This is a genomic window from Marinoscillum luteum, assembly GCF_044005705.1.
Taxonomy (GTDB): domain Bacteria; phylum Bacteroidota; class Bacteroidia; order Cytophagales; family Cyclobacteriaceae; genus Marinoscillum; species Marinoscillum luteum.
The window spans coordinates 319,885-331,528 of record NZ_JBIPKE010000018.1 but is presented as its reverse complement, the minus strand read 5'-3'; the positions used below and the strand labels follow the sequence as shown (position 1 = coordinate 331,528).

The window sequence follows — 11,644 nt, the reverse complement described above, 5'->3', positions numbered from 1 at the left end:
TATCTAGAGCTCCTTAAGCTTCATTTTAGCTTCCTTATTAGCAGAATGACTCCTCCCTGTAATCTTACGAACCTGCTTATAGTAGGCTTTGGCAGCCTCAGTATCTTCTTCTTTCTCTGCGATCCTGCCCAAATGTAGTACGGCATAAATATAGTAACCCATATCTGTAGCATCAGCGGCCTCACCGTATTCCATAGCTAGTTTAAAGTATTTCTTGGCCTCTTCAAAATTGCGGTGAATCTCATTCATATGCCCAAGGAAAAAGGAAGCATACCTGCCGGAATTGTATTCATATCCAGCCTGAGCACTGTCTATCCGGTTCAAAATGGATATGCACTCTTTGGTGGCTTCTCCATAGTTGCCGGACTGATAGAGAAGGCGGGTATAAAATCTATGGAAATAGGCATTGCCCGGAAAAGTCTTATGGAGATACCCGGCCAGCTGCATCGATCCCTGAATATCATTTTCCTCATAATATGAGATTCGCATCAAATAGTATTGCGCCTCCGTGCGGGTATAAAATGCATTTCTAGCCACAATTTTTAGCTGCTCAATCCCTTTTTCCTTATCCCCGTCTGGAAAAATGGCCATAACAGGTTTCAGAAAAGGATAATTCTCGGGCACCCACTCCCGATAATAATTGAACAACGCATCTCCAAACAATAGCTCAGGGCTCAGATCTCCATAGCCTTTACATTCCTCCAGATATTTCAAGGCATTCTTCCCAGCATAGGCCGCCTTCCCCCATTCTCTTCTTTCCGAATACAATCTTCCCTGAAAAGCATAAGTGGCTGCCAGCATAAAAGCTCCCTCTACCTTATTCAGGTCTTTGTAGAGCCGCTCCGCCAGGATCATGGAGGTGTCCATATAGGCATGAAAGGCCTTGTCATACTCCTCGTTGTTGAAATTAGGCAGAATACGCCACCAATAGTTCAGTCCCATGAGAAAATAGGGAAGAGGGTGCCAGCCATATTCCTTTCTCAGGTAATTAAAGTGTGACATAGATCGCTCAAAGCGAAAATTGTACATGTCATTGATCGCCTCGGTAGACTCCATCTGAATGAATGGATTGGAGAGTATGCTATAGTTGCTATCTATGGGTATTTTGGCATTGAACTGCGCCCGGGCACTAAACATCCAGGTGAGACAACAGGCAAAAATCAGGAGTTTCTTCATGTGGTGATCCTTTTAGCAAGAGCTAGTAGGCAACTATTGTTCCAAACGGAGCAAGGCTTATGAATTTTCATACGAAATTAGCGCCAATGAACGGGTTAAATAAGTATCGCCAACGATTTTTAGACGACTGGTATAACATAGACGGAAAAGCCTTCTTCTTCGTTTTATGTCTGCTCTATTTTTCAGCCTTTCTCATCAAGAGGATGTTTATCATTGATAGCATTGCCGCATTCGAAATCCTGCAGGATCGCGGTGAAATGTGGATCATGGATGTCTTCTTTGGCCTGCAGTACCTCTCGGTGCCCATCTTCATCGCCTGGAAATTTACCCTCACATCCTTCCTGCTATGGGTAGGCTGCTTTCTCTTTGGGTATAGGGTCACTTACGCTCAGCTATGGAAAATGGTGATGATCATGGAGTTGGTCTTTATTATCCCTGAACTTTTGAAGGTCGTCTGGTTTACTGTATTTGAAACGGATCCTACTTACCATGATTTCGTGGCCTACTATCCATTGAGCCTCATAAATTTTTTCAACTATGAAAGCCTGGATGCGATGTGGCTATATCCCCTCAAAGCGCTCAATCTTTTTGAGATTCTATACTGGGGAATGCTGGTGGCCGGCATTTATTGGTTGAGCAATAAAAAACTGAAAATATCCATTTTCATTACACTTAGCTCATATGTGCTTTTTTTCTTTTTGTGGCTAATCTATTATGTGATCGTGTACAAATGAATTTTACACCTGAAATCCTGGCAGAAACAAACTCTCCTTTTTAACAAAATTTATATGTAATGAAAGAATCAAAAATTCCATTTCGGAGTAAATAAGCTTTATAATAGCCCATATAAAGAATCGAATCCTCAGACATTATACCGCATTATTGCTAATTTCGCCAAGTTGACTCAAAAGAATCATGATGGGATATCAAAAGACTAACGTAATAGCCGGATGGGCTACTTTTATCATTTCAATGGTGGTCTACACCTTGACCGTGGAGCCCACCGCCAGTTTCTGGGACTGTGGTGAGTTTATCGCCTGCTCCTACAAGCTGGAAGTTCCCCACCCTCCGGGAGCTCCTTTTTTCCTTTTGGTAGGCAGATTATTCTCTCTACTGGCTCTGGGTGATGTCACTCAGGTAGCCTTCTGGATCAATATGCTCAGTGTGATGAGCAGTGCATTTTCTATCCTGTTCTTGTTTTGGTCCATCACTCACCTTGTCAAGAGAGTGCTGAAAATCAAGAAAGGTGAAGAAACCACTGAACAGACCATCCTGATTATGAGTGCCGGCCTTGTAGGCGCTTTGTCTTGTACATTCTCTGACTCCTTTTGGTTCAGCGCTGTGGAAGCAGAAGTATACGGTATGTCAGCGTTTTTTACCGCCTTTGTATTTTGGGCCATCCTGAAATGGGAAAACATTGAAAACGACTCAGATGGGAACAAGTGGCTGATCCTTATCGCCTACATGATGGGCTTATCCATTGGTGTTCACTTGCTCAACCTCGTGACGATCCCGGCTATGGGACTGATCATTTATTTTAAAAACAACGAAAAGATTACCAAAAAAGGAATCATCCTTACACTAGCTGCCGCCGGAGCGGCTATACTCATCGTCATGCTGGGTGTAATCCCCGGCCTGCCTTCGGTAGCGGGTACTCTGGAAATATTCTTTGTCAATGGCCTGGGACTTCCATTTGGATCGGGGGTTATCTTCTTTGGTACTGCATTTCTTGGCGGGTTGGTTTATGGAATATACTACTCCATCAAAAAACAGAAACTTACACTCAATACCATTCTCCTTTGTTTCACTTTCATCATCATCGGTTATTCTTCCTATACCATCGTACTCATACGAAGTAATTACAACCCGCCGATAGATGAAAACAACCCTGAAGACGTGCTGTCTTTCGTGTCTTACCTGAAACGCGAGCAGTATGGAAGCAGACCTTTGTTTAAAGGTCAGTACTATACAGCCGATATCGTAGATCAAAAGCAGGGCAGTCCTACTTACATGCGTGGTGAGGATAAGTACGAAATCAAAGATTACAAACTTGAGTATGTCTATAATCCCAAGCATACCACCATTCTACCCAGAATGTATAGCAACACGGAAGCACACAAGCAGCGCTACCGAGAGATTACCGGGCTGCAACCCGATGAAAAACCAAGTTTTACGGACAACATTTACTTCATGCTCAACTATCAGGTGGGCACTATGTACATGCGATATTTCCTATGGAACTTCTCTGGCAGAAGTTCAGACATTCAGGATGCCGGTTGGGTAGGGCTCAACGGTGCTTTTGATACAGACCTTCCTGAGTCTCTTCTGGAAAATAAGGGCAGGAACATCTATTATTCTCTGCCCCTTTTGCTAGGCTTGTTAGGGATTTTCATTCAGTACAAAAAGGACAAAAAATATTTTTCGGTCACGCTGCTACTCTTCTTCCTGACAGGAATAGCTCTGGTACTTTACCTGAACTCTCCCCCGTCTGAGCCTCGTGAGCGTGATTACATTTATTCCGGCTCCTATTATGTATTCGCTATTTGGATTGGTTTCGGAGTACTGGCCATTTACGACTTGCTCGGGGCCATTGTGAAAAACAAGAAACTCCTGGCCGTACTCTCCTTACTATTGGGACTTACCATACCGGGCGTAATGGCAAAAGAAAACTGGGACGATCATGACAGATCCAACAGGTACTTCTCAGTAGATGCAGCCAAAAACTACCTGGACTCATGTGCGCCCAATGCCATATTATTCACTGGTGGAGACAATGACACCTTCCCTCTCTGGTATGTTCAGGAAGTGGAAGGATACAGAACAGACGTGCGTGTGATCGTATTGAGCTATTTCAATACCGACTGGTACGTGAGCCAGATGATGCGCCCTGCCTACGAGTCAGCGCCGCTACCATTCAGCTTGTCTCTCAAGAATTATCAGCAGGGCGGGCTCAATGATTATCTGCCGGTAATGGAGAATAAGAGCATCAAAGGGGCCATCAATGCCAATAGGTTCCTGGATCTGATCAAACAGGAGCACAAAGGTCTTCAGGTACCCCTGAGCACTGGATCTTACTACAACTCAGTTCCTTCCAAACAGATGTTCCTAAACATTGACACTGCGAAGATCAAAGCAATGGGTGTAGTGCCTAAAAATCTGGAAAACAGGATTGTGGATAAAATGACCTGGAGTATACAGGGAAGAGGACTGGAAAAGAATGACCTGGGAGTGATTGACCTCATGGTCAACTCTAATTGGGAGAGACCTATCTACTTCAATACCACCTCCATGAATTCACTGAATATGAACCTTAGACCTTATGTGGTTCAGGAGGGTATTGCTTACCGACTATTGCCGGTAAAAAACCCGAATGCCCAGGAATATCAGGTGAACAACGACGTGATGTACCAAAACCTGATGGAGAAATATCACTGGAGACAGCTGGATAATCCGGATGTGTATTATTCTGAGGATTATCGCAATTTCTGTCTGAATCACAGATCAGCTTTTAACACACTGGCTATCTCACTGATGGAAGCCAATGACTATGACCGAGCTAAGGAAGTATTGGTAAGGTGTCTGGAGGTGATGCCCAATGAGTCCATTCCATTTGACTACTTCAATGTACAGCAAGTAGGTCTGCTTCTTGAGGTCGGCGAAAATGATCTGGCCAACTATGTGGCAGAAACCACCTCAAAAGATGCTGTAGAAATGCTGGATTACTATATAGAAAGGGGTATCTACAACCGTGCGGAAATCCAACAAAAACTCTACTCGCTAAATAACATCACCCGTGCCTATCGGGCCAACCGGATGAATGAGGAGGCTGCAAAGTATGAGGAGATGTTCAATAAATACTACAAATCCTTTCAGAATAACTAATTAGATCAAAGGATTTCTAAAAGGCCCCGCGAGTGAAACTCGTGGGGCCTTTTGTTTTTCCAACCGGAGGTAAGACTGACCCCATTACTCATGAATCAATCTAGATTGGATTTTACAAGCAATAAATATATAATGTCACCCCACACAAATATTGTTTGACCCCTATGGAGGGGGATCATTAAGAGGACATCAAATATTGAACAAAAAAAAGCCACCAAAATCTTTTCAACTTGGTGGCATCTGCTTTCAGAAAGAAGATTCTAATTTTTCAAAAATCGATAGGCTTTTTTGAACCTCAATACCTCATCTTTTACCACAAGGAAATAATACCCTGTAGCAAAATCTTTCACAGGCACTCTGAATCGGCCATTTCCAATTTCCTCAGGAGAAATCTTAATCTCATTACCTATGATACTGTGCATCTCAAACTCAGTATTAGTAAGGGTAGAATTGGAGATCTCCACAATCACATACTCGACAGCCGGATTAGGATAAATCTCAATCTTATTGCTAATATCAAGAGGCTGATTGTAGAAATTAGTTTCTGCACTCACCACGCTACCAGTACCACTCTGTGACCAGGCGGCCAAGGAGAGGAGGCAGGCAAACGACGCTATGATGAGTTTATTGTGCATTGTTACATACAAAGTACGCAAAAAAAATACCAAAGTTCCCGCATTACCTCAAAATTTTTACATGAATTCTTCGTTAAGTCCGGTTTTTAACATCTTTTATGATGTCTTAAAAAAAACCACCCTAAAAATGTAATTTTTTGAAAGCCGCAGGCAGATATTCTATCAAATCTGATGCCATTAATGAAATCTCCCCCACGTTAATGGCAGCTTCGTCTCCGGCCTGTCCATGGAGATACACTCCGGCCCTCAGCGCATCAAATGGTGCCATCCCCTGTGCCAGCAAAGCCGCCACAATGCCCGTGAGCACATCGCCGCTGCCAGCAGTAGCCATCCCCGGGTTACCGGTGGGATTAAAATATAGGTACCCACGGGAACTGCAAACTGCTGAATAGGCTCCCTTCAACACCACATTTAGTTGATAGGTCTTCGCCAGCCAGCGGAGTTTTTCCAATTTTTCAAAATCGCTCCTCCAGGCCCCTACCAAACGAGCAAACTCTCCAGGATGCGGTGTAAGAATGCTTTCCGGTGGCAATGCATTCAATAGCTCGGGGTTGAGTGCCAGGATATTAAGTGCATCAGCATCCAACACCATGGGTTCGCTGGTATGAAGAATCAAATCAGCCAACGCCTTTTGGGTAAGCGAATTGGTGCCGATACCCGGTCCCATTGCCAGCACATCCACATTGTCGGCGGGCATGACCTCCGTGATTACTTCAGTATGCTCATCTTCAATCACCATGGCCTCCGGTACATTCACCTGAAGAATATTTAACCCGCAGCAAGGCGTGTGTATATACAGCAACCCGCATCCGCTACGCATGGCTGCCCTGGCACTCAAAGTGGCCGCACCCATCTTGCCCTTACTACCTGCAATCAGCAGCAATCTGCCAGCACTTCCCTTGTGGTCAAACGTGGATCGTGAGGGCAGCGCAATATCCCGGGCCTGGGTAAAAAAAGCATCAGTCTCGCAACTCTGTATGAAAGGCTCATCCAGTCCAATATCCACCACATGCCACTGCCCTACGTACTTGCGCATTTCCGGAAGGAAAAAAATCAATTTGGGTGTCTGAAAAGAAATGGTATGTGTAGCCTCCACTACTGCACCCTCACTCAGTGGCTGATCAGGATAAAGGCCGGAAGAGATGTCAATAGCGTATACCTCAGCACCTGATTTATTTATTTGATCAATCACATTGGCAAACAGACCACTCACAGGCCGGGAAAGACCACTACCAAACAGTCCGTCTATCACCACAGCATTGCCCGGGATATTGGGAATTTGATCTTCATTCGCAACCTGATGAATCCCTGTGAGAACTGAAAGTCTTTCGAAATTGACCTTAAAATCTTCAGTGGCTCTCTCCATGGAACCCACGACAAAAATGCTGACATCATGTGCCTGCTGGATCAGCACCCGTGCGATGACCAGACCATCTCCTCCGTTGTTGCCAGTACCACAGAATATCATAATCCGGCTACCCCCTGGCACCAGCGTAGAAAATTTCCTTACAAATGCTCTGGAAGCACGTTCCATAAGGTTAATGGAAGTGATTGGCTCATGCCCAATGGTGTATTGGTCGGCATCACGTATTTGCTGAGCAGTGAGGATGGGTATCATAGCAGACTAAGCTACACAAGAAAAGCTCTTACTTCAAGCCATACGATACAGAAACCCCCACGCTAAAAGGCTTGATGGATATAATGTCCATCTCTCTAAATTTAGTCACCGAATACTTGAAAGCGGGTGTCACATGAATGAGGCCACGGTTTCCCTCGAAAAGTAACTTTCTCAATCCCAGTTCTAAAAAATATTGGTTGGGGTCAACCAGCGTATGTCTGGTTCCTTCATATTCCAAGGTTGGTAGTGAACTGATAATTCTTTGGTATTCAACAGAGGCAAACAAAGAATTGTAACGTGATGGGAAAGACCAGGTATTTTGGATTTTCACCCCCACAGTAGACACTCGCTTTTTAATCTGAACTGTACTGATCTCATAAATCGGAGTAACAAAATCCGATTCCACTACCACCGTTTGGGGTGTTGTACCACGAACGTTGAAGGAGAAATCCTGATTGTAATGATTAAATCCCAAACCAAGTCTGGTACTAAAATGCTCGGACCATGTCCGCTGCAGTCCCCAATGCATGGAAAGGCCAACCCGCGAAGCTGACAGCCCGAAAGGGGCATCATAATCACTCACATAAATGTCGTCATCGAGGTTTGGCCTGATCCTGTTGTATAAAAAGAAAGCCCCCCCTTCAAGGTATAGCTTGTAGGCTCGTCTGGTTCTTTTAAAAATAATCTCATTTGTCTGCAACCCATCTGCCAAGGTCGGGTAGGCAGGTTCCATGGCATCCTCCCCAGTTAATTTCTCCAAATCCCATGGGTCAAACACAGCTCTGTGAGGGGCATCATATCGCTCCGCATCCTTCATCTCAGCATGGGTCTGTGACATAATTAATTCTTCCTTTGGTTCCAGAGCCTTGGGCGAAGTTTTCATTGGAGTTGCTTCCTCATCATTCATAGTTATTGTTGGCTCAGAAAATGAATCTCTTAAGTCAACTACCTCTTGGCTGTTTAGCCTGCCCTCATCACCCAAACCTAAATCTGCCTGCTCCCTCATGGGGATATACCCCACCATGAATAGGGAAATCAGCATAAGCACGGCTCCAAACGTGTGAAAAAAACGGACAAGCCAGGCCTCACCCGGTCCCGGAGCATTAAGAATAGCATCACGAAGACCTGCCGGTGGATCAACACGGTATTCGCTCAATCGATCTCTTATTTTATCTTCAAATGACTTGTTCATAGCGTGTAATTCCTAGCTCATTCAAATATCTTTTCAACACATGCCGGGCATGCGTGAGCTGCGACCTGCTGGTGCTCTCCGAAATACCCAGTTCATTGGCAATTTCCTTGTGGCTAAATCCATCAATAACGCTCATATTGAAAATCACCCGGTAACCCTCAGCCAGATTATTGACTGCCTGCAAAATGACCTCTGTAGACAGCTTGTCGATCAGGTCGCTATAAAACTGGTCACTGAGTTCATTTGCTTCCAAAAAAACATCATGATCGTATCTAATCACTCGGAGATGATCCAGGGCTGTATTCACAGTGATTCTCTTGATCCATCCCGCTACGGCCTGCATGTTCTTTACCTGACCTAGGTTGTTGAATATTTTTATAAAGGCCTCCTGAAACACATCTGATGCTGCTTCATGACTTTTCATATATCGCATGCAAATACCCATCACCAATGGACTGAACTCATCATAAAATCGTCCCTGGGCCCGACGGTCTCCTTTCAATATTTCCTGGATCAACTGACTCACTTGATAACCGACACAACCCGACATGAAACCATGTCGGGTCGTTTTCTTTATTTGAGATGTCTAAATCAAAACTCCAACATCAGAGCAACGTGTGCCGTATCACAGGTGCCTCCGGCACATATTTGGTAGAGAAAAGCCGTTTCCGTACTATCCGATTCGAAATTCTCCACATAGTATTCAATCATTTGCTCGGCATTGACGGAACTGACCCCTATCTCGGGCTCTATCACAATCTGAAGGGTATAGTCTGTTGAGCACGTAATGTCATTTTCAGCTACATTCAGGATATACGGATGGTCCCGGGTACCTAGTGAATCCTTTGTGATCGAAAGCTGATATTCGTCATAAATGGCTTCAAGGCATTGATCATCGGTTCTGCCTTCGATGATGATGGTGATTTGATTATGGAAAGTCTGATCTCCAAATGAGATGCTATAGTCTATCACATCAATGGAATCAGTTCCCGGGTAATACCTTATAAGGCCACTATTAAGCACTTCGGCACTCCCGGATGTCACGCTCTTCAAATGGACAGTCCAGGTGAAGACTTCACAAACCGGACTGGGCGCAAAAGGCAATACATCCAAATAACTCAGGGAATCGGGCATCTCATAGGTAAGCGGGTAGACCATGGTATCACAACCAAAAGAAGTCTCAGTCACCTCAATATTCACTTGCCCGATGGAATAAAACGTTGCTCCTTCATTATCTATGAGGGTGAGTTCATACATAAATTGCTCCCGGCCCACAAAATCAGCCTCAGGAGTGTACCGATAGGTAAATAACTCCACCTGACTCAGCGAACCGTGAGCTGGCTCTTCCATAAAATCAATCACCGCCCCGGAAGTGCTCTCCACACAATATCCATCGTTGGCGATCGGATAGATAATCAATGATGAATTTTTGGATACAGAATAGTAATCACTCAATGCACCATTGAAGCATGGCAGACTATCCGCAGAAGTAGCCATGGTGATGAGTAAACTGTCAGTATCAATAAGCTGCCCTACTCCATTAAGAAGTTGAATAGACACCACATCCTGCCCATGGGTGAAGTCGCTGTTAGGAACATATTGTAAAATCGCCTGGTCCGAAATAGTGGCGCTCCCTTTGTTGGGCGCCGCGCCAATACTAAACCTGACAGCCTCAGAGGACCGGATGGTCTTCTTCAGATCAATAAAAACTGGGGTGTTGGGTAACGCAGAAATACCTTCCGTCAGTACCAGTTCATGCTCTCCCTTAGGAGCTACATCCTCCTGAAAAGCATCGCATGAAGTCAGCAAAATGCCAACAATCAGTATTTGAAATGTTTGATTTTTCCAGATCATAGTAACATGGGTTTGGTACTAAGACTGAAGCTGTATCAAAAACGCTGCAAGCTCTGAAAAATATTATCTATCTACCTCCCCCATGACAAAATCAAGGGAGCCAACAATGGCAATAAGGTCTGCGAGCATATAACCCCGGCTGATCTCCGGAAGCACAGACAGGTTCGTGAAGCAGCAGGAACGCGCCTTGCAACGTAAAGCCTGGTCACTTCGTCCGTCAGTCCGGAAAAAGAAACCCAACTCGCCCTTTGGATTTTCTGCACGAATGTAAAAATCCTGAGCCTTCGGCCTGATCTTCTTCGGCACCATCTCACGTGGATCAAACTCCCGGGTGCGTTTATGATCTGAGGTCAATTGAATCAGACATTGATCAATAATTTTTAGGGATTCCTCGCATTCGCGAAAGCGAACCCAATTGCGATCCCAGCAATCACCTACCTCTCCCACGCGTCCTTCACCGATGGGTATTTCAAAGTCCAGTTCGGGATACACACTGTATCCATCCACCCGCCTGAGGTCAAACTTAAGGCCGGATCCACGCAGCATTGGGCCTGTCACTCCATAGTTAATGGCCAGGTCAAGCGGGAGGGTCCCCACATTGGCAGTACGATCTATGAAGATCTTATTGGAAATCAAAAGCTTTTCCAGGTCCCGGAGTTTGGGCTTCAAGTATTTTGAAAAGCTCACACAGCGCTCTTCGAAGCCCACAGGCAAGTCATAAAACAACCCACCTATCCATACATAATTATAGAGCATTCGGGCACCAGAAGCCCATTCTAAAAGTCTGAGAATATGCTCACGATCGCGCATCATCCAGAGGAAAGGGGTATATGCCCCGATATCCATGCCATAGGTGCCAATGGCCACAAAATGGGAGGCCAGTCTATTTAACTCTGCCACCAACACCCTGATGTATTCCACGCGCTTGGGAATTTTCTCGGAGATGCCAAGCATGCGCTCTATACCCATGGCGTAGGCATGTTCTGAGTTCATGGCTGCCACATAGTCCAATCGATCCACATAGGGAATCACCTGATTAAAGGGGACTGACTCAGCATGCTTTTCAAAACATCTATGCAGGTAGCCAGGGTGAGGCACCACATCCTTCACCATTTCGCCATCGGTGATTACCTCCAGCCTGAGCACCCCATGAGTCGAGGGGTGCTGCGGTCCCAGATTGATCAGCATTTCCTCTTTTTTCAGACTCTCAGCTGTGTAAACTGAAGGTTCCGAGTTTTTCAGATGATCCGGGTGGTATGTGTATTGAATGTTCAAGTGAGTGTTGGA

General features: G+C 45.0%; 9 protein-coding genes. 2 read left to right on the top strand and 7 right to left on the bottom strand.

Translation table 11 applies throughout. From position 1 onward, the window contains the following. Positions 1 to 3: 3 nt before the first annotated feature. Positions 4 to 1,176, bottom strand: coding sequence for a tetratricopeptide repeat protein (locus tag ACHKAR_RS14950; protein ID WP_159583915.1), 1,173 nt, complete (start codon positions 1,174 to 1,176; stop codon positions 4 to 6). An 86-nt stretch (positions 1,177 to 1,262) separates the two neighbouring features. Between ACHKAR_RS14950 and ACHKAR_RS14945 the strand changes: the two genes are divergently transcribed. Further along, a complete protein-coding gene (locus ACHKAR_RS14945) occupies positions 1,263 to 1,910 on the top strand; it encodes a hypothetical protein (protein WP_395418179.1) in 648 nt (215 codons plus the stop codon). 181 nt (positions 1,911 to 2,091) lie between these two features. Then, entirely contained in the window at positions 2,092 to 5,058 is a 2,967-nt protein-coding gene (locus ACHKAR_RS14940; protein WP_395418178.1) for a glycosyltransferase family 117 protein, read from the top strand. 260 nt (positions 5,059 to 5,318) lie between these two features. Here the strand turns inward: ACHKAR_RS14940 and ACHKAR_RS14935 are convergent, their stop codons facing one another. The 6 genes from ACHKAR_RS14935 to ACHKAR_RS14910 all read right to left on the bottom strand — a co-directional run bounded on the left by ACHKAR_RS14935 (position 5,319) and on the right by ACHKAR_RS14910 (position 11,632). Continuing rightward, complete coding sequence (locus ACHKAR_RS14935) at positions 5,319 to 5,693, bottom strand: T9SS type A sorting domain-containing protein (protein WP_395418177.1); 375 nt, start codon at positions 5,691 to 5,693, stop codon at positions 5,319 to 5,321. 121 nt (positions 5,694 to 5,814) lie between these two features. Further along, positions 5,815 to 7,311, bottom strand: a complete 1,497-nt coding sequence (locus tag ACHKAR_RS14930; protein WP_395418176.1) for an NAD(P)H-hydrate dehydratase — start codon at positions 7,309 to 7,311, stop codon at positions 5,815 to 5,817. A gap of 28 nt (positions 7,312 to 7,339) precedes the next feature. Next, positions 7,340 to 8,503, bottom strand: a complete 1,164-nt coding sequence (locus ACHKAR_RS14925; protein ID WP_395418174.1) for a hypothetical protein — start codon at positions 8,501 to 8,503, stop codon at positions 7,340 to 7,342. Beyond that, complete coding sequence (locus tag ACHKAR_RS14920) at positions 8,487 to 9,053, bottom strand: RNA polymerase sigma factor (RefSeq protein ID WP_395418172.1); 567 nt, start codon at positions 9,051 to 9,053, stop codon at positions 8,487 to 8,489. Before ACHKAR_RS14920 ends, ACHKAR_RS14925 begins: the two co-directional genes overlap by 17 nt. 41 nt (positions 9,054 to 9,094) lie before the next feature. Beyond that, on the bottom strand, positions 9,095 to 10,357 hold the full coding sequence (locus ACHKAR_RS14915; protein ID WP_395418171.1) for a hypothetical protein: 1,263 nt from the start codon (positions 10,355 to 10,357) through the stop codon (positions 9,095 to 9,097). A 63-nt stretch (positions 10,358 to 10,420) separates the two neighbouring features. Beyond that, positions 10,421 to 11,632: an NADH-quinone oxidoreductase subunit D gene (locus ACHKAR_RS14910; RefSeq protein WP_395418170.1), complete on the bottom strand. Its 1,212-nt coding sequence runs from the start codon at positions 11,630 to 11,632 to the stop codon at positions 10,421 to 10,423. Positions 11,633 to 11,644 lie beyond the last annotated feature (12 nt).

Coding starts and splice junctions, on each gene's coding strand:
- ACHKAR_RS14950 (WP_159583915.1), bottom strand. CDS start 1,176: ATGAAGAAACTCCTGATTTTTGCCTGTTGTCTCACCTGGATGTTTAGT.
- ACHKAR_RS14945 (WP_395418179.1), top strand. CDS start 1,263: ATGAACGGGTTAAATAAGTATCGCCAACGATTTTTAGACGACTGGTAT.
- ACHKAR_RS14940 (WP_395418178.1), top strand. CDS start 2,092: ATGATGGGATATCAAAAGACTAACGTAATAGCCGGATGGGCTACTTTT.
- ACHKAR_RS14935 (WP_395418177.1), bottom strand. CDS start 5,693: ATGCACAATAAACTCATCATAGCGTCGTTTGCCTGCCTCCTCTCCTTG.
- ACHKAR_RS14930 (WP_395418176.1), bottom strand. CDS start 7,311: ATGATACCCATCCTCACTGCTCAGCAAATACGTGATGCCGACCAATAC.
- ACHKAR_RS14925 (WP_395418174.1), bottom strand. CDS start 8,503: ATGAACAAGTCATTTGAAGATAAAATAAGAGATCGATTGAGCGAATAC.
- ACHKAR_RS14920 (WP_395418172.1), bottom strand. CDS start 9,053: ATGTCGGGTTGTGTCGGTTATCAAGTGAGTCAGTTGATCCAGGAAATA.
- ACHKAR_RS14915 (WP_395418171.1), bottom strand. CDS start 10,357: ATGATCTGGAAAAATCAAACATTTCAAATACTGATTGTTGGCATTTTG.